This is a genomic window from Micropruina glycogenica (assembly GCF_900289045.1).
Taxonomy (GTDB): Bacteria; Actinomycetota; Actinomycetes; order Propionibacteriales; family Propionibacteriaceae; genus Micropruina; species Micropruina glycogenica.
In genome coordinates this window covers 2975580-2993244 of sequence record NZ_LT985188.1, presented here as the reverse complement: position 1 = coordinate 2993244, position 17665 = coordinate 2975580, and the positions used below count along the sequence as shown (strand labels likewise).

14 protein-coding genes and 1 tRNA gene are annotated in these 17665 nt (G+C 68.3%); 9 read left to right on the top strand and 6 right to left on the bottom strand.

Annotated elements, in window-relative coordinates; all coding sequences use genetic code 11:
- Positions 1–61 precede the first annotated feature (61 nt).
- Both MPLG2_RS14040 and MPLG2_RS14035 read right to left on the bottom strand, forming a co-directional pair.
- Positions 62–721, bottom strand: a complete 660-nt coding sequence (locus MPLG2_RS14040) for a response regulator (protein WP_105186671.1) — start codon at positions 719–721, stop codon at positions 62–64.
- Entirely contained in the window at positions 718–1965 is a 1248-nt protein-coding gene (locus MPLG2_RS14035) for a sensor histidine kinase (protein ID WP_158681228.1), read from the bottom strand. The genes MPLG2_RS14040 and MPLG2_RS14035 overlap by 4 nt, the downstream gene beginning before the upstream one ends.
- A gap of 60 nt (positions 1966–2025) precedes the next feature.
- Here MPLG2_RS14035 and MPLG2_RS14030 point away from each other — a divergent pair, with 60 nt between their 5' ends.
- Together MPLG2_RS14030 and MPLG2_RS14025 are read left to right on the top strand one after the other, a co-directional pair.
- Positions 2026–2985 (top strand): LCP family protein, encoded by a 960-nt coding sequence (locus MPLG2_RS14030; protein ID WP_158681227.1) that lies wholly within the window; start codon positions 2026–2028, stop codon positions 2983–2985.
- A 266-nt stretch (positions 2986–3251) separates the two neighbouring features.
- Complete coding sequence (locus MPLG2_RS14025; RefSeq protein WP_231935669.1) at positions 3252–4331, top strand: carbohydrate kinase family protein; 1080 nt, start codon at positions 3252–3254, stop codon at positions 4329–4331.
- 100 nt (positions 4332–4431) lie between these two features.
- On the opposite strand, the gene MPLG2_RS14020 is transcribed toward MPLG2_RS14025, so the two are convergent.
- Complete coding sequence (locus MPLG2_RS14020; protein ID WP_105186669.1) at positions 4432–4725, bottom strand: ribosomal protein L7/L12; 294 nt, start codon at positions 4723–4725, stop codon at positions 4432–4434.
- A gap of 160 nt (positions 4726–4885) precedes the next feature.
- Positions 4886–4961 (bottom strand) — tRNA-Ala (locus tag MPLG2_RS14015).
- A 129-nt stretch (positions 4962–5090) separates the two neighbouring features.
- Here MPLG2_RS14015 and MPLG2_RS14010 point away from each other — a divergent pair.
- Genes MPLG2_RS14010 through MPLG2_RS19875 form a run of 4 tightly spaced genes read left to right on the top strand, consistent with a single transcriptional unit; the run spans position 5091 to position 10360 of the window.
- The gene (locus MPLG2_RS14010) at positions 5091–5507 is read left to right on the top strand and encodes a DUF5318 family protein (RefSeq protein ID WP_105186668.1); all 417 of its coding nucleotides are present in this window, start codon (positions 5091–5093) and stop codon (positions 5505–5507) included.
- Positions 5500–7629 carry a transglycosylase domain-containing protein gene (locus tag MPLG2_RS14005; RefSeq protein WP_105186667.1) on the top strand — a complete coding sequence of 710 codons (2130 nt, stop codon included), beginning with the start codon at positions 5500–5502 and terminating at the stop codon, positions 7627–7629. Before MPLG2_RS14010 ends, MPLG2_RS14005 begins: the two co-directional genes overlap by 8 nt.
- Positions 7626–8981: a glycosyltransferase family 87 protein gene (locus MPLG2_RS14000; RefSeq protein ID WP_105186666.1), complete on the top strand. Its 1356-nt coding sequence runs from the start codon at positions 7626–7628 to the stop codon at positions 8979–8981. The genes MPLG2_RS14005 and MPLG2_RS14000 overlap by 4 nt, the downstream gene beginning before the upstream one ends.
- Positions 8978–10360, top strand: a complete 1383-nt coding sequence (locus MPLG2_RS19875) for a mannosyltransferase family protein (RefSeq protein WP_408632066.1) — start codon at positions 8978–8980, stop codon at positions 10358–10360. Before MPLG2_RS14000 ends, MPLG2_RS19875 begins: the two co-directional genes overlap by 4 nt.
- Positions 10361–10517: 157 nt before the next feature.
- Here the strand turns inward: MPLG2_RS19875 and MPLG2_RS13990 are convergent, their stop codons facing one another.
- Complete coding sequence (locus tag MPLG2_RS13990; protein ID WP_105186664.1) at positions 10518–11033, bottom strand: GNAT family N-acetyltransferase; 516 nt, start codon at positions 11031–11033, stop codon at positions 10518–10520.
- 127 nt (positions 11034–11160) lie between these two features.
- Here MPLG2_RS13990 and MPLG2_RS13985 point away from each other — a divergent pair, with 127 nt between their 5' ends.
- Positions 11161–11865 carry a DNA alkylation repair protein gene (locus MPLG2_RS13985; RefSeq protein WP_231935668.1) on the top strand — a complete coding sequence of 235 codons (705 nt, stop codon included), beginning with the start codon at positions 11161–11163 and terminating at the stop codon, positions 11863–11865.
- A gap of 185 nt (positions 11866–12050) precedes the next feature.
- Here MPLG2_RS13985 and MPLG2_RS13975 read toward each other — a convergent pair whose 3' ends face one another.
- A complete protein-coding gene (locus MPLG2_RS13975; RefSeq protein ID WP_158681226.1) occupies positions 12051–12731 on the bottom strand; it encodes a TetR/AcrR family transcriptional regulator in 681 nt (226 codons plus the stop codon).
- A 94-nt stretch (positions 12732–12825) separates the two neighbouring features.
- On the opposite strand from MPLG2_RS13975, the gene MPLG2_RS13970 reads away from it, so the two are divergent.
- The gene (locus MPLG2_RS13970; RefSeq protein ID WP_105186660.1) at positions 12826–15486 is read left to right on the top strand and encodes an MMPL family transporter; all 2661 of its coding nucleotides are present in this window, start codon (positions 12826–12828) and stop codon (positions 15484–15486) included.
- Positions 15479–17593 (top strand): YhgE/Pip domain-containing protein, encoded by a 2115-nt coding sequence (locus tag MPLG2_RS13965; RefSeq protein ID WP_105186659.1) that lies wholly within the window; start codon positions 15479–15481, stop codon positions 17591–17593. Before MPLG2_RS13970 ends, MPLG2_RS13965 begins: the two co-directional genes overlap by 8 nt.
- The last annotated feature ends 72 nt before the right edge of the window (positions 17594–17665 follow it).

Sequence of the window (17665 nt, the reverse complement as noted above, 5' to 3'; positions counted from 1 at the left end):
ATCCCGGCCTTCGCCGGGATGAAGGAAGGCCTTGGGATGACAGCGGTACCGGGGCCGGCTGCTACCTACGTACCAACCCCGTCTCGTACGCCAACAGCACCAGCCCCACCCGGTCACGGATGTGCAGCTTGGCGAGCAGCCGTCCGATGTGGGTCTTCACCGTGCCCTCGGCCATGTAGAGCGTGGTCGCGATCTCAGCGTTGGTCGCCCCGGCCGCGATCTCGATGAGCACCTCGCGCTCGCGGTCGGTGAGCACGTCGAGCCGGTGATCGACCCCGGGCGAGGCGGGCAGGGTGGGTACCACGTGGTCGAGCAGCCTCCGGGTGGCCGACGGCGCCATCACCGCCTCGCCCGCGGCCACGGTGCGAATGGCGTTGAGCAGGTCGGCGGGCCGCGCGTCTTTGAGCAGAAAGCCCGACGCCCCCGCCTTGAGCGCCGCGAACACGTACTCGTCGAGGTCGAACGTGGTGAGCACCAGCACCCGGGTCGGCAGGCCCGACTGCACGATCAGCCGGGTGGCCTCGACGCCGTCCATCACGGGCATGCGAATGTCCATCAGCACCACGTCGACCGGCTGCGCCGACAGTGCCCGCAGGGTCGCCGCCCCGTCGGACGCCTCGCCGACCACCACTAGGTCGTCTTCTGACTCGATCAGCATGCGAAAGCCGCTGCGCACCAGCGCCTGGTCGTCGGCCAGAAAGACCCTGATCGCTGGGCTCATCGATGCACTCCCCTGTCGATGGTGGTGGTGGCGCGGTGGTGAACGGGCAGGACGGCACGCACCACGAAGCCGCCCAGGGCCAACGGGTGCGCTTCGAGGCGTCCGTCCATCGAGGTGACCCGCTCGGCCATGCCGCGCAGGCCGTGCCCCGGCGTGGTGGTCACCTGGGTGGGGCCGGGGCCGTTGTCGACGATCTCGACCATGATCTCGGTGGGGTGGTACGCAAGGGTGACCACGGCGGTGGCGGTGGGGCCGGCGTGCTTGAGAAAGTTCGTGAGCGCCTCTTGCACCACCCGGTAGATGGTGAGTTCGAGGGCGGGCGAGACCCGGGGCGGCTGCCCGTGCACCACCAGCGTGGCCCGGTCGGACGCCCGGTGCACCAGTTCGCCGATGTCGGCCAGTGAAGGCGCGGGTTCCCAGTCGGCGCCGCGGCGTTCGGGTTCGCTGCGCAGCACCCCGACGATGCGGCGCATCTCGCTGAGCGCCTCGCGTCCGGTGTCGGCGATGGTGTCGAGGGCGTTCACCGCCGCCTCCGGTCTCTTGGCGGCCACGGCCCGTCCGCCCTCGGCCTGCACGATCATCACCGACAGCGAGTGGGCCACGATGTCGTGCAGTTCGCGGGCGATGGTGGCCCGGGCCCGCGACTCGGCCAGCCGCGCCTGCTGCTCGCGCTCGGCGAGCAACAGTTGGTACCGCTCTTCGGCGGCGGCGATGCGGTCGGCGTGCGCCACGGACGACTCGCGCACGCGGCGTCCGATCGCATACGGGGTGACGATCAGGCCCAGGCACACGAAGCTGGCCAGCACGAACAGCACGATGCCGCGGGCGCTGATCGTGAAGCCCTGGGTGGCGGTCGCCCAGCGCAGAGGGCCGATGATCGAGGCGAACCCGCCGATGGCCACCACCGAGCGGGCCGCGACACCGGGCACCCAGCGCGCCACCGAGTAGGCCACGATCGGCAACACCACCAGGGTGGCGGTGAAGGTGTTGACCACGATCACCTGCACGATGCCCGCGAACGTGCAGCCGGCCAGCATCAACAACGGCGAATGCCGGCGCAGCACCAGCGGCAGCACCATCAGCGACAGGGTGACCATCAGCAGCATGCGGGGGGTGGTGTTCCAGGCCGAGTAGCTGGCGTAGGGCAGCACGGTGACCAGAAACATCGCCAGGGCGAGCATGCCGTCGAGCACCCAGTCGTGCCGGGTGGCACCGGGTGGAAACAGCAGCTCGCGGGTGTTCATCGCACTAAGCGTAGGCGTCACGGTGGGGGTCGGTTGCCCGCACAACCTAGCCTGGGGGTCATGCGTAGCCGGAGCGACCGTCTGGTGGCCGTTGCCACCCTCGGCGCGTTCGTGGTGGTGGCCGGGGTGCTCGGCCTGGTTTCGCTCTACCTGGGGGCCGTTACGCAGGCGATGTCGGGCCTGCAGCGCACCACTCCGCTGCCCGACTACAGCGGACGTCCCTCGCCGCAGCACGCCGACGGGCCCGCCGCGACCCGGTTTCTGGTGCTGGTCAGCGACGACGACGGACGGCTGGCGAGCGCCTATCTGGCGCAACTGTCGTCGGCCAGCGACGCGCTGCACCTGGTGGGGTTGCCGGCCAATCTGCTGGTTGCCGACGCCCAGGGCAAGGACTCGACGTTGGCGGCGCGCTTCGGTGCCGGGCCGATGAGTGCGGTGCGTGCGGTCGAAACCCTGATGGGGCTGCGCATCGACCATATGGTGCAGATCGACCTCGACGGCTTCACCGCGATCGTGGACGTGCTCGGCGGGGTCGGTGTCGACAACCGGGTCGAGACGGCCGCGAACGGCTGGCACTTTCCGGCAGGAGCGTTACGGCTCACCGGCGCGTCGGCAACGGCGTACCTGACGTCGTCCAAGCATTCGATGACCACGCTGGAGCGCACCCAGGCGGTGTTCGTCGAGATCGTCCAGGGCTTGATCGGGGGCGACACCCTGACCAACCCGGCCAAGGTCGAGAACATCGGCGACGTGCTCAACTCGTGTGTCACCGTTGACGCAGGGCTCACCGCTGGTGAGATTCGGCGATTGGCCCTCGACATGCAGTTGTCGGCCGACGCGGTGACGGCGGCCCCGCTGCCTTTGGCGGGGGTCAGCACATGGGGCGGCGGCGAGGTGATCGTGCCCGATCAGAACCTGATGCGGGGGCTGGCCAACGCGCTGCGGGCGGAGCAACCTCGGGTGTGGGTGGCCAAGCAGGCCGATCCGTGGGCGCCGTTGGCGCAGTTGCCGCCGCGCTGACGCGAGCAGCTGATCAGGCACTCCAGTGCCGCTCACCAACGACGTTGCTCGCAAGCGCTCGTTGCTCGTGTTCGTACGCGAGCAACGTCACCAACCGCGAGCAATGTCGGGAAACCGGCGGCGTCAGCAAGAATCGCTAGACTCCGCGCCATGAAACCCCTGATCGGCGTGCTGTTGCTGGTGGTGGCGCTGGTCGTCGTGACGAAACCCCGCCGGCGCCGACGTGCGCGCGTCGCGGGCGTCTGGGCTGCAGAAACCGATCAGCTGTGACGTCGGCGGCGACCGCTCCAGCCTTCGATGTGCTGGTGGCCGGCATGGTGTTTCTCGACGTCGTGTTCACCGAGTTGCCGAACCCGCCGGCCCCGGGCACCGAGGTCTGGGCCGCCGGCATGGGTTCGTCGCCCGGCGGCATCGCAAACTTGGCAGTGGCGCTGTCGCGGCTCGGTCTGCACACCGGGCTGATCGCCGGGTTCGGTGACGACGGCTACGGGCAGTGGTGCCGGCAGGTGCTCACCGATCAAGAGGGTATCGACACCTCGATGTCGCCCACGTTCGACGGCTGGCACACCCCGGTGACCGTCTCGATGGCCTACGCGGGTGATCGGGCGATGGTCACCCACGGCCACGAGGCGCCCGTGCCCACCTCTGGCCTGTTGGAGCAGGGGGCATCCGCCCGGGCGGTGATCGCCGAACTCGATGGCGACCCCTGGTGGCAATCGTTGCGGGCCGACGGCGCTCTGGTGTTCGCCGACGTCGGCTGGGACGGCACCGGCGCCTGGGACCCCTGCATGCTCGACCGGCTGGCGGGGTGTCATTGCTTCATGCCCAACGATCGCGAAGCCATGGCGTACACCCGCACGTCAACACCCGAGGAGGCGCTCGAACGGCTGGCCGATCTGGCGCCCTGCGCGGTGGTGACGCTGGGTGCCGACGGGGCGATCGCCACCGACGGCAGCACGGGTGAGTGGGCGCGGGTGCCGGCCTTGCCCGTGCGGGCGATCGACCCGACGGGTGCGGGCGACTGCTTCGGTGCGGCGCTGGTGGCCGGTACCCTCGCGGGCTGGCCCTTGCAGCAGCGGCTGCGGTTCGCTGCGCTGACGGCGGGCCTGGCGGTGCAGCAGTTCGGCGGTGCGCTGGCCACACCGGGCTGGGGTGACGTGGCCGACTGGTGGTCGCTGCAGAAGCTGCGGGCCGCGCAGGGCGACCCGCAGGCCCACCAACACCTCGACGACTACGGGTTTCTCACCGACGTGATACCGGCCGGCGAGCCGGCCAGGGTGCGCCGAGCCGAGGCGACCATCGCCAAGTTCGCCCACCTGCCCAGAGGTCGCGAAACCGCTGGTTGAGCTGGTCGCCGGTTGAGCTTGTTGCTGGTTGAGCTTGTCGAAACCCCTGGTCACAGCGCTCTCGACAAGCTCGACCAACGGTGCCGCGATACTGCGGCCTCTAGAGCCGGTCGACGTATTGCTTCGCCTCGGCCAGCCCCCAACCGGTGTATTCGCGCACCCGCTTGATCGCTTCGATCTTTCGGTCGCGTCCGACCAGCGCGCGAACCTCGGGCAGCCAGACCGGGTCGTCGCTGACCGACTGCGGTTGCCAGGTCGGCTGCACGAAGCCGTCCGGCTCGCCGTTCGGTTCGAGTTGCTGCCGCTGCACGAGCTGCCAGAGCTGCGCCACCTGGTCTTCGAGCTGTTGAACCCGCAGTTCGAGCTGATGATCATCGTTGGAGAACAGACCCATGGCCCAGCAGACTAAACGTCAGGGGTCTCCATGTGGGGTTGCGCCGGGAGATTCCGGCGGTCGCCGGAATGACGAGAGTGGCGGTCAACCGTCATCCCGGTGGAAGACGGGATCTCTGTCGGTGAAGCGTCGGCCGGGTGCGGTCCGCAAGTCGGCCCGATGGTGGAGACGAAGGGACTCGAACCCTCAACCTCGACCTTGCAAAGGTCTTGCGCTGCCAGTTGCGCCACGTCCCCGAGGTTTGAACCCGGACGATCTTAGCCCGTCCGCCTTCGACCCGCCGAACCCAGCAGTGGACCGAGGTCTCGGGGCTGCCCGAGTACAACAATCGACCCCACCCACGGCGTCCAACTACCCTGGTTGCCATGTGGTCCAAGCGCGAGGTGATCGACTACGCGTTGCAACGCCGAAACACCCTGCAGGCGCTGCGGCGTTCGCCGCGTACCCTGTCGCGCTCGGACGCCTGTGACGCAGACCCCATGCTGATCCGTGCCGCCCTGCACCACGGAGAGGTCGCCGACCAGCGCTGCCCGATCTGCGACAGCCTGATGGTGAACCTCAACTACGTGTTCGGTGAGCAACTCGGCCAGTACTCGGGGCGCATCAAGTCCACCCAAGAGTTGGACGAGATGCAGAGCGAGTTCGGCGAGTTCACGGTGCGCGTGGTCGAGGTGTGCACCGACTGCGGCTGGAACCACATGACCAGTTCGTTTCTGCTGGGTGACGGCGTGAAGCGTCGTCCGCCCCGCCGCCAAAAAACCGTCGAGGACATCTATGGCTGACGCCAGACGCTCACCCAAGAACACCAAGAAGACCACGAAGAAGAGCGGCTGGCGCCGGTTCTTCACCTGGTTCGGCATCACCGTGCTGGTGCTCATGCTGGCCGGCGCCGGGGTGCTCGGGTTCGCCTACGCCACGGTGAAGCTGCCCGACCCCAACGCCGACTTTCAAACCAACACCTCGTTCGTCTACTTCAACGACGGCAAAGAGAAGCTGGGCAGCTACCAGATTCAGAACCGGCAGACCCTGGCCTACGAAGACATTCCGCAGAACGTGAAGGACGCCATCGTGGCCGGTGAGAACCGCACGTTCTGGACCGACCCCGGCATCTCGATACCCGGCATCGCCCGGGCGGTGGTGTCGGTGGTGCGCGGTGAGGACGTGGTGGGCGGCTCGACGATCACCCAGCAGTACATCAAGGTGCTCTACCTCAACCAGGAGAAGACCCTCAGCCGCAAGTTCAAAGAGATTCTGCTCGCCGCCAAGATGGGCAACGAGATGAGCAAAGAAGAGATTCTCGGCGGCTATCTCAACACCGTCTACTTCGGACGCGGCGCCTACGGCATCGAGGCCGCCGCCCAGGCCTACTTCGGCAAGCCCGCCGCGAAGCTGACCGACGCCCAGGCCATCGCGCTCACGTCGATCGTGAACAATCCGGGCAACCTCGACCCGGCCAAGGGCGACAAACAGGCGGCCGACCTGCTCGAGCGTTACCAGTACACGATCAACGGCATGGTCGAGATGGGCACCATGACCGAGGCCCAGAAGAACGAGATCTACGCCGAACTGCCCGAGTTTCCCAAAGTCGAACGCGATTCGCAGTTCGGCGGCCCCAAGGGCTTTCTGCTCAACATGGTGCAGGACGAGCTGAAGGCCAAGGGTTTCACCGAGGAGCAGATCAACGGCGGCGGGCTGTCGATCATCACCACGTTCGACGCCAAAGCCCAAGAAGCGGCGGTCAAGGCGGCGCAGAAGATCACCGCTGACACCGCGGCCACCGGCAACAAGAAGGCGAAGAACCTGCACGCCGGGTTGGCGTCCATTGACGTCGAGACCGGCGGCGTGCTCGCCCTCTACGGCGGCCCCGACTTCGTCAAAGACAGCCGCAACTGGGCGACCACGGCCCGTCCGACCGGGTCGACGTTCAAGCCGTACGCGTTGGGTGCCGCGCTCGATCAGGGCTTCACCCTCAACGACAAGCTCAACGGATCGCAGTTCACCCCGCCCGGCGAGAACACACCCGTGCGCAATGCCGGCGATCGCAACTACGGCACCGTGAACCTGCTGCAGGCCACCACGAACTCGATCAACACCGCCTATGTCGACCTCGAGGGCCAGATGGACGACGGCCCCGAGAACACGCTCGCGTTCGCCGAGGCCGCGGGCCTGCCCAAGGCCGCAGGCTGGGAGCCGATCAGCCGGGTTCCGCTGGGCATTCCCGAGGTCAGCCCGCTCAGCCAGGCCACCGGTTACGCCACGTTCGCGCGGGATGGCAAGCACATCGACACCCACGTGGTCGCCCAGGTGAAGGACGCGTCGGGCGCCGTGGTCTACGCCGCCGACACCTCCGCCGAACAGACCGTCGATGCCGATGTGGCCAACGACGTGGCCTACGCGCTCACCAACGTGGTGCAGGACGGCACCGCTGCGCGGGCCGGAAACATGGGCTTTCCGATCGCCGGCAAAACCGGCACCTATTACATTCGCGACGCCGCAGGCGGTTCGAAGACCACCGCCTGCTGGTTCGTGGGCATGAGCAAGCAGATCGCCACCGCCGTCATGTACGTGGCTGGCGACGAGGGCACCGACGACCTCAACGACTACTACCCGGCCGGTTTCTTCGGGTCGGGCCCCCCGCTCAGCACGTGGATGTCGTACATGAGCGTCGCGCAGGACGGCCTCAAAGACATCGCCTTCGACGGCCCGACCCAGCGCGTCTCGACCCAGTCGCCAACCGCCCCGGCCCGCACCTCGCAGCCCACCCGCACGAGCAATCCGAGCGCGACCGCCGCCCAGCCGACCACTGAACCCACGACCGAACCCAGCACCGAACCCACGACGCAACCGACCGTCGAGCCGTCGAACGGACGTCCGACCGTCAGACCGTCGGCGACGCAGACATGAGCACGGCGCAGGCCCTGGGTGGAGCGCTGGGTCGCCGGGCCGAGCGCAACGGGGTCTGGTTCAACCCGCCACCCTGGGTGCTGCTGGCCGGCACCGTGTCGTATCTGGTGCTGATGCTGCGGCAACTGCCGTGCCAACTGGGCGGCTCGGTGTACAAGATGATGTGCTACTCAGACATCACGCCGCTGTTCTACGCGCGCGGGCTGGCCGAGGGCAAGGTGCCGTTCATCACCGCCGACGTCGAGTACCCCGTGCTCACCGGGGCTTTCATGGACGTGGCCCGCCGCATCACCCTCGCACTGGGTGGCCAGATCGGCCCCGACGTACCGGCGAGCGAGATGTCCCAGGCGGCCGCCATCTTCGCCGGCGTCAACGCCGTGCTGCTGTTCGGCTTCTTCATCGTGCTGTTGTGGGCGCACCTGCAGTTGTCGCGGCCCTGGGACGCCATGATGATCGCCCTCGCGCCGGCGGTGATGACCACGGGCCTGATCAACTGGGACTTCATGGTGCTGGCGTTCACGTCGCTGGGCCTGGTGTCGTGGGCGCGCAAGCGGCCGATCGGGGCGGGCGTGTGGCTGGGGCTCGGCATCGCGGCCAAGTTGTACCCGCTGCTGCTGTTCGTGATTCTGGCGGTGCTGTGTTTTCGCTCCGGACGGCTGCGGACGTTCTGGCTCGCCGTCGCCGGCGCGGCCGGCAGTTGGGTGGCGGTCAACCTGCCTGTCTACGTGCTCAGCCCGTCGGGCTGGCTGTACTTCTGGACCTTCAACGTCGACCGCGGCGCAGACCTTGGCTCGATCTGGTACCTGCTCAGCCTGGCCGGTCACCCCATCGACGACGTGTCGTCGGCGCAGACGGTGTTGATGGTGATCGGCACCGCTGCGATCTGTGCGTTGTTGCTGCTGGCGCCACGCAGGCCGCGGCTCGCGCAGGGGTTTCTGCTGCTGATGGTGTGGTTCTTGATCATCAACAAGGTCTATTCGCCGCAGTACGTGCTGTGGTTGCTGCCCTTCGTGGTGCTGGCCCGTCCGCGCTGGCGTGACTGGCTGATCTGGAGCGCGGCCGAACTGATCTACTTCGGCGCCATCTGGGCCCACCTCGACGGCACCCTGTCGTCGGGTTCGGGCGGCAATGGGCTGTACATGGCGTCGATCGTGGTGCGCATCGCGGGGCAGTTGTGGATCGCCGGCCTGGTGGTGCGCGACATTTACCAGCCCGAGTTCGACCCGGTGCGCAACCCGCAGTGGGGCACCCGGCACGCCCTGGCCGAGAAGCGGTTGGACGACCCCGACGGCGGCGAACTCGACGAAGCTACCGACGCGCGTTGGATGCGAGTGGTGCCGTGGCTGCGCTGACCTACACCCCGGCTCCCTACGCCACCCCGGTGGTGCGCGACGGCGGCCGCCTGGTGGTGCAGACGTGGCTGATCACCCGGCTGCTGATGGTGGGTGTGGCGCTGTGGGTGGGCCTGACCACCGGACGCTCGGCGTCCGACATGTTGGCCAACTGGGACGTGCAGCACTACTTCGACATCGCCAAGCACGGCTATGTGGCCGACAACGACATCGCGTTCTTTCCCGGCTGGCCGCTGGTGCTGCGCCTGGTGTCGTCGTTCGGAGTGCCGATGCTGTGGGCCGGGGTCGGCCTGGCGCTGATCTGTTCGGCCTTGGCTGCGGCCGCCCTGCACCGGTTGGGCGGGCCGATCGCGGCGGTGGTGTGGCTGTTGGCGCCCACCACGGTGTTCACGATGGTGCCCTACACCGAGGCGCCGTTCTGTGCGGCCGCGTTCTGGGCCTGGGAGCGGGCCAAGGCCGGGCGGTGGGGCACCGCGGCCGGGCTGGCGGCGGTGGCCTGCACGATGCGGGTGTCGGGGCTGTTTCTGCTGGGCGCGCTGGTGATTCTGGCGCTCACCCAGCGCCTTGCACCGAGTGGTGCCGGTCTGAGCGGCCCCGCGGCCTGGTCACCTGCACCGGCGCAACCAGGCTCGAGTTCCAAACGCGGGGGGTTCGGCTGGCCGTGGCGCAGGCAGGCGGCCACGCAGCCGTCCGCTTCGGCCGTGCAGCCGACGGCTTCGGCGCGCAGTGGGGTCGGTTGGCCCTGGCGTCGTCAACCCGAGGCTCAGCAGGCGCCGCCGCAGTCGGGGTGGCCGCCGCCGCAGGTGCGCCGCGGGCCGCGCGAGTGGGCGCGCGACGAGCGGGCTCGGGCGCTGGCCTGGCTACTCGTGCCCGCCCTGACCCTGTTCACCTACGTGGTGTACCTGTACAACCTCACCGGTGACTGGAACGCCTGGTACCGGGCCCAGTCGACTGGTTGGCCGCGGGGCTTCACCTGGCCCTGGGTGGCGCTGCAGCACACCTTCGAGGCGGCCACGTCGACGGCCTACCCTGCCTTTCCCGAATGGTCGTGGGTGTTTCGCGCCGAGTTGGCCTCGATGATCGTCGGGGTGATCGTCACGATCGTGTGCCTGCGCAAGCGCCGGTGGGCCGAGGCCTCGTGGGTGGGCATTCAGGTGCTCGCGTTCTCGTGCTCGTACTGGTACCTGAGCGTGAACCGGGCCGTGCTGCTGTGGTTTCCGCTGTTCGTGCTGATCGGTGAGCGGCTGTCGAGCGGCTGGAACGTGACGCCGGGTCGGCGCCGTCGCCGCATGCTGCTCACCACCGTGGCGTTCGCCGCGGCGTGCTACGTGCTGTGCTGGTGGGCCTGGCTGTTCTTCACCGGCCGCTGGGCTTCGTGACGACTGGGGGGTTCGCTGGTCGAGCCTATCGAGACGCTTGCTTGGGGAGATCCCGGCGTGCGCCGGGATGACGAGGGTCGTTCCCCGTGGCGGTGTCGTAAGAACCCTCATCCCGGGCCTGCCCGGGATCTCGAAGGCACGCTCTGTGACGCAGGAGTCAGGGCGCTTCGAACAGCATGCAGTCCAGGTCGTAGTAGGCGCTGCTGAGCCCGAGGCAGCGCATGCCGATGCGGGTCGCCACCGCCTGTGAGGCTGTGTTCTCGGGGTAGGTGACCGCCACCACCTTCGTGAGGCCCGCGGCGAGTCCGAACTCGAGCGCCGCACGGGCCGCCTCGGTGGCGTAACCGTGGCCCCAGGCGTCCGGGTGCAGGTGCCAACCGATCTCGGTGTCGTTCAGCTCAAGCCCCTGGCTAGCGGGTATGGGCTTCAGCAACAACGTGCCGAGCAGGTGACCATCCGCGGTGCGCTCGATGGCCCAGATGTGGCGAATCGGGTGAGCCAGGGCCGTCCAGCGTTCGATCGTGGCGACGGCCTGCTCGCGGTGCTGCAGCACGGTGGGGTTGCGGCCGAGGTAGCGCTGCACCTCGTCGCGGGCGTACATGTCGAACACGAAGTCGGCGTCGTCGAGGTGCCAGGGTCGCAGCGTCAGCCGCTCGGTGGTCAGGGTGCGCACGCCACGATCGTGCCACGGCCCATGTCGCCGTGAAATGACGACGGACTTGGCAGGCGTCCACGGCGTGTGAGGCGCAATGAGTGCGGAATCGGAAGTCATTTCACGAGCGGCATGGTGCAATCGGTTGGTGAGCGAGCAGACGGTGGCGTCCGCGTTGCGCCCGGCACTGCTCGCCCAGGCCGATCCGGTTCGGGCGGCCGGGCAGCAGCGGTACATGAAGTCGGTCATGCCGTACTACGGCCTGACCACGCCTGCTGTGCGCGCGGTGGTGCGCGACGTGGTCGCCGCTCATCCGCTGCCTTCGCGGCCGGATTGGCTGGGTGCCGTCCGCGCGGTCTGGGACGGCGCCACCCACCGCGAAGAGCGCTACGCCGCGACCGGGGTGTTGCAGCATCGGCGCTACCGAGCCTGGGCGAGGGTGGCCGACGACGAACTGCTGGCCCTACTGCGGCACCTCATCACCACCGGCGCCTGGTGGGATCTGGTGGACGACCTCGCCGCCCACGCAGTCGGCGATCTGCTGCTGGCCGACCCAGAGACCATGAAGCCGGTGCTGCGCGGCTGGGCCAGAGAACCCGACCTGTGGGTGCGCCGTACCGCCATACTCAGCCAGTTGCTGGTGCGGCAGAACACCGACACCGACCTACTGACCTTCGCCATCGAAGGCAGCCTGGACGATCCTGACTTCTTCGCCCGCAAAGCCATCGGTTGGGCACTGCGCGAGTACAGCAAGACCGACGCCGACTGGGTGCGGGCGTATGTCGAAACCCACTCGGACGTCCTCTCGCCGCTGTCGCGCCGTGAGGCGCTGAAGTGGCTGAACCGACGCTGAGGCGGCTTCTGCTCTTCGATCGCGTCCTGTCGGGCGCGATCGGGGACGGCGAGGTGACGGTGGGCGATCTGTCCTCTGTCGGCATTGAGATCCCGGCGTTCGCCGGGATGAAGTGGGGTCGTACGGGTGTCGTGCCGGTATTGAGATCCCGGCGTTCGCCGGGATGACGGTGGTGCCTGCCGGCTCTAGTCGCGCTCGATGAGGCCTTCGAGCAACGTGGCCAACTGCTGCGCCAGCCCTGACGGACGGCTCTCGCCCCGCAGCACGCTCATCACCACCGTGTTCTCGTACACCGCGCCGAGCAGTTCGACCACCGCCGCTGGGGGCATCGACAACCGTCCGCCGACCCGCTGCATGGCGATCTCGAGCAGCCCGGTGACGCCCGAGGTGATGCTCTCGTGCACCGCCAGCCAGCCGGCCCGCAGTTCGGGGGTGCGCACGGCGTGCAGGCGCAGTTCCATCATCGCGACCTGCTCGGCGACCTCTTTGGGCTGCGCCTCGAGAAACACCGCGACCGCGTCGCGAATCAGGTCCTCGGTGAGCATCGCGCCGTCGTGCTGGTGCGGAATCACCTCGATGGCGGTCTTCATGGCCTCGATGAGCTGCTCGCAGGTGCGCCGCAGCACGTCGAGGCAGAGCTCGTCCTTCGACTCGAAATTCGAGTAGAACGCACCCCTGGTGAATCCAGCCCGCTCGCAGATCTCCTCCACCGACGCCCCCAGCACGCCGCGCTCGCCGAACAGTTCGACCGCGGCGTCCATCAGGCGCTCGCGGGTCGCCTGACGGCGGGGGCTCATGCCACGCCCGGACGCCTCCACGTCCGCGTGGCTGTCGGCTCGACGATGAGCCTCTCGGGTGCTGGTCATCTCGATCATCCTAGCGGTTTGCATACACACTTGTACTGAATACACTACTGCATCGGATACAGTTGTGTATCGAGATTGCGAAGGGGGACGGCCGATGTCGTCGATGCTGTACCGAATCGGGCGGGCGTGCTACCGCCACGGTTTTCGGGTGCTGGCCGTCTGGCTGATCCTGCTGGCCGGGCTCGGCGGCGCGGTCGCCGTCACCGGCGGCGCCCAGTTCAACGACAACTTCACGATTCCGGGGGCGTCGTCACAGGTCGCCCTCGACCAACTGAAGATGACGTTCCCCTCGGCCGCTGCCGCCACGGCGCAGCTCGTGATCACGCTGCCGGAGGGGCAATCCCTCAACGACAAGGCGACCAAGACCACGGTCATCGACGCCCTCGACACATTCAAGACGCTGCCGATCGTCGACGAGGTGGTCACCCCCTACAACGAACACATCGACGGTCTGATCAGCTCCAACGGACGCGCCGGCATCGCCCGCGTGCAGCTGATCGACACGATCACCATGAGCACCATCACCGAGGCCCAGAAACAGAGCCTCGAAGACCAGACCGAGCGGGTGCAGGCCTTGATTCCCGGCTCGCAGGTGCACCTCGGCGGCGAGGTGTTCAGCGTGCACATTCCGCACATCAGCATCATCGAAGGCCTCGGCGTGGTGGTCGCGGTGATCGTGCTTCTGGGGGTGCTCGGCTCGATCACCGCCGCGGCCATGCCGGTCGGCACCGCGCTGATCGGCGTCGGCATCGCCGTCGAGATCGCGATGATCGGCTCGCGGGTGATCGAGGTGAGCTCGACCAGCCTGATGCTGGCGGTGATGATCTCGCTCGCGGTGGGCATCGACTACGCGCTGTTCATCGTCAGCCGGCACCGCGACCAGCTCAGCCAGGGCCTCGACCCTGAAGAGTCGGCGGCCCGCGCCGTGGCCACGGCCGGCTCGGCGGTGGTCTTCGCCGGCCTGACCGTGATCATCGCGCTGGTCGGCCTGTCGATCTCGGGCATTCCGTTTCTGGGCGTGATGGGCGTGTTCTCGGCCGTCGGCGTCGGCGTCGAGGTGCTGCTCGCGCTCACCCTGCTGCCCGCCTTCCTCGGCTTCGCCGGCACCCGGCTCACGCCCAAGGCCGCCAAACCCCGCAAGGACGGCAGCCCGGCAACCCCCCGCTTCGACCTGCGCCGCCTCTGGGTGCGGCTGGTCACCGCCGTGCCGCTGCTGACCATCGCCGTGGTGATCGCCGCGCTCGGCCTGCTGGCCCTGCCCGCCAAAGATCTGCAACTCGCCCTGCCCAACTCGGGCCGCAACCCCACCAGCTACGGCGACCGGGTCACCTTCGACGTGATCAGCAGTGAGTTCGGCATCGGCTACAACGGGCCCCTGGTGGTCACCGGCACCATCGTCGAGTCGGACGATCCGCTCAAGATCACCGACGGGCTCAAGGCCGAGATCGAGAAGATGCCCGGCGTGCAACTGGTGCCGCTGGCCACCCCCAACGAGAACGCCGACACGGCGCTGATCCAGGTGATTCCGACCACCGGACCCGACGACCCCAAGACCGCCGAGCTCGTCCAACAATTGCGCGACCAGCACGATCGATGGCTGAAGCAGTGGGGCATCGACACCTCGGTGACCGGTGCGACGGCCGTCCAGATCGACGTCAGCCAACGGCTGGCCGACGCGCTGATACCGTTCGCGATCTTCGTGGTCGGGTTGTCGCTGGTGCTGTTGACGTTGGTGTTCCGCTCGCTGTGGGTGCCGCTGAAGGCCGCGGTGGGCTTCCTGTTGAGCGTGGGGGCCGCGTTCGGTGCCACCGCGCTGGTGTTCAACCAGGGCTTCTTGAAGCAGTTGATCAACCTCGAGGAACCCGGCCCGATCATCAGCTTCCTGCCGATCATTCTGATGGGCGTGCTGTTCGGCCTCGCCATGGACTACGAGGTGTTTCTGGTCAGTCGCATGCGCGAGGAATACGTGCACGGCAACACCGAGAACTTCGTCGAGGACGGCTTCGTGCACTCATCGCGGGTCGTGGTGGCCGCGGCGATGATCATGTTCGCGGTGTTCGCGTTCTTCGTGCCCTCGGGCGAGGGCTCGATCAAGCCGATCGCATTCGCCCTGGCCATCGGCGTGGCGCTGGACGCCTTCGTGGTGCGCATGACCCTGGTGCCCGCGGTGATGAAACTGCTCGGCACCCACGCCTGGTGGCTGCCGAAGTGGCTGGCCAAGCGGCTGCCGATGGTCGACATCGAGGGTGAGACGCTGGCCCACCAGCTGAAACTGCAGGGCTGGCCCGAGGCCGCCGGGCACATCGTCTACGGTCGCGACCTGGCGATCGCCGACGCGTTCGACGGCGTCGACGTCGCGGTGCGACCCGGCGAGGTGCTGGTGGTCGAGGGCGAGACGACCGCCCGTCGTGCGCTGCTGATGGCCCTGGCCGGGCGGCTGCCGCTCGCCGCGGGCGAGCTGGTGGTGGCCGGACGGGTGCTGCCCGAGCAGGGCAGCGAGGTGCGGCGCCTGGCCGCCGTGGCGACCACCAAGCACCCGTCACCGATTCACGATTTCGACGGCCCGGTGCTGTTGGTCGAAGAGGCCGACCAGTTCACCAGGGTCGAACGAGCGGCGCTGGCCGACCGGCTGCGCACCCTGACCGAGGCGGGCGGCTGTGCCGTACTCGCCCACGCGCCCGGCGCGGACCTGTCCGACGTTCTGCCCGCCGCGCATCGCACGATGAATCTTCAAGGAGAACTCAGCCATGTCTGAAGCCACCCGCACCTTCTCGTGGCGCACCCTGGTGGCCCTGGTGATGATTCCGGTGCTCGTCGCCGGCGGATTTCTGTGGGGCACCTGGAACTCCGGCGACCGCCTCAAGCAGGTCGAGGCCGCCGTGGTGAACCTCGACGAGGGCGTCACCATCGACGACCAGTTCATTCCGCTCGGCCGGCAGCTGTCGGCCGACCTGGTCGATTCGAGCAAGGATCAGAACTTCACCTGGGTGCTGGCCGATGAGGCGCACGCCTGGCCGGGGCTGGCGTCCGGACGCTACGCCGCAGTCGTGGTGATTCCCGAGAACTTCTCCAAGGCGGCCACTTCGTACGGCAACGACGACCCGCAGACCGCTGAGCAGGCCACGATCGCCGTGCACACCTCGCCGGTTGCCGGGGTGGCGGACGCCTGGCTGGGCAACGTGCTGGCCAACGCCGCGTCGCGGTCGCTCAACACCACGCTCACCAAGGCGTACCTCGACCAGATCTACATCGGGTTCAACGACACCGGCAAGCAGTTTCAGACCGTCGCCGACGCGGCCGGCGAGCTGGCCGACGGCACCGACGAGCTGAGCGACGGGGTGCGGTCTGCGTCCAACGGCGCGGGCAAGTTGAACGCCGGCCTGGGGCAGCTGGCCGACGGCATGGGGCAACTGAAGTCGAAGACGTCCTCGCTGCCCGCCGACACCAAGAAGCTCGCCTCGGGGGTCTCGGCCTACGTGGACGGCGCCAACGGGCTCGCGCAATCGACCATCGATTCGCTCGGCGATCAGGTGAAGCTGGCCGCTGGCATCAAGCAACTCAGCCAGGGCACGTCCGGGCTCAGCGACGGCCTGACCACCTACCAGAGCAGGCTCGAAGCCAACGCGGCGAGCGCCGACAAGGCCGCCTCGGGCATCGAGCAACTGCTGCAGGCGGCGCAGGGTGATCCGGCCACGTACGAGCCGCAGGCGATCAAGGCGATCGAGCAGGCCTGCCAGGTGACCACCACGCCCGAGAAGCTGGCCACCGACGGGGCAATCTGTGTGGCGTCGCTCAAGGGTGCGGCGGGGGCCCTGTCGCAGGCCGCGGCCGGACTCGACACCAAAGACCCGTCGAGCGGCGAAAGTCTGATCAGCGGTGCCGCGAAGACCGCGGCCGGCATGAGCCAGTTGAGCGACCAGGTGCAGAACGGCCTACCCGACGTCGACAAGACCACCGCGAAGCTCAAGCAGCTGATCGCCGGCGGCAAGAAGCTCGACTCGGGCACCCAGCAACTGGCCGCCGGCATGCCGGCCCTGGCAGACGGCATCGCCAAGCTCGCCGACGGCACCGCCTCGGCCGCGAGCGGCACCAACGACCTTGCCAAGGGCCTGGCGAAGGCAGCGGACGGCTCCACGCAGCTCGCGGACGGCACGCGCAAGCTGGCCGACGGCCTCGAGAAGGGCGCCGGCAAGATTCCCACCTTCAGCAAGGCCGATCGTGAGAACCTCGCCACCGTGGTGGCCGACCCGGTGAACACCAGCAACATCGACGGCATCGTCACGCCGACCGTGTCGTGGGTCAGCCTGCTGATCGCGCTGGCCCTGTGGCTAGGGGCGTTGGCCACCTTCGCGGTGATCAAGCCGCTCGACGGACGGCTCGCGCTTTCGACCGCATCGAGCGCCACGTTGATTGGCCGGGCCTTGCTGCCGGGTGTGATCGTGGCGGCGGCGCAGGCGATCGTGGTCACCGCGCTCGGCACCGCCGTGCTCGGCTGGCAGCTGCCCAAGGCGGCGGCCGTCGCCGGGTTCCTGGTGCTCGCCGGAGCGGCGTTCGTGCTGGTCAACCACGCGTTGGCGGCCTGGTTCGGCAACGCCGGGCGACTGATCGCCATCGCGTTCGCGGTGATCACCACGGTGAGTGCGGTGACCAGCGCAGTGCCCGGGGTGTTCGACACGCTGCGGCCGCTGTCACCGGTCAGCCCGGCATTGGACGGCCTGCGAGCACTGATGACCGACTCGACCGGCGCCCCGGCGGCGATTTTCACCCTGCTCGGCTGGGCGGTGATAGCGCTCGGGGCGAGCGCGGCGGCGGTGCTGCGGCGGCGGACCGTCCGGCTCGCGGAGTTGAGCGCACTGAGCTGATTCCGGCCGTCACCGGGTTGCGAGATCCCGTGGCAAGCCCGGGATGACGATGGTCGCGTCATTCGTCATCCC

Bases quoted from the DNA above. Each gene is read 5' to 3' on its own strand.
- MPLG2_RS14040 (WP_105186671.1), bottom strand. From the start codon at position 721: ATGAGCCCAGCGATCAGGGTCTTTCTGGCCGACGACCAGGCGCTGGTG.
- MPLG2_RS14035 (WP_158681228.1), bottom strand. From the start codon at position 1,965: ATGAACACCCGCGAGCTGCTGTTTCCACCCGGTGCCACCCGGCACGAC.
- MPLG2_RS14030 (WP_158681227.1), top strand. From the start codon at position 2,026: ATGCGTAGCCGGAGCGACCGTCTGGTGGCCGTTGCCACCCTCGGCGCG.
- MPLG2_RS14020 (WP_105186669.1), bottom strand. From the start codon at position 4,725: ATGGGTCTGTTCTCCAACGATGATCATCAGCTCGAACTGCGGGTTCAA.
- MPLG2_RS14010 (WP_105186668.1), top strand. From the start codon at position 5,091: ATGTGGTCCAAGCGCGAGGTGATCGACTACGCGTTGCAACGCCGAAAC.
- MPLG2_RS14005 (WP_105186667.1), top strand. From the start codon at position 5,500: ATGGCTGACGCCAGACGCTCACCCAAGAACACCAAGAAGACCACGAAG.
- MPLG2_RS14000 (WP_105186666.1), top strand. From the start codon at position 7,626: ATGAGCACGGCGCAGGCCCTGGGTGGAGCGCTGGGTCGCCGGGCCGAG.
- MPLG2_RS13975 (WP_158681226.1), bottom strand. From the start codon at position 12,731: ATGACCAGCACCCGAGAGGCTCATCGTCGAGCCGACAGCCACGCGGAC.
- MPLG2_RS13970 (WP_105186660.1), top strand. From the start codon at position 12,826: ATGTCGTCGATGCTGTACCGAATCGGGCGGGCGTGCTACCGCCACGGT.
- MPLG2_RS13965 (WP_105186659.1), top strand. From the start codon at position 15,479: ATGTCTGAAGCCACCCGCACCTTCTCGTGGCGCACCCTGGTGGCCCTG.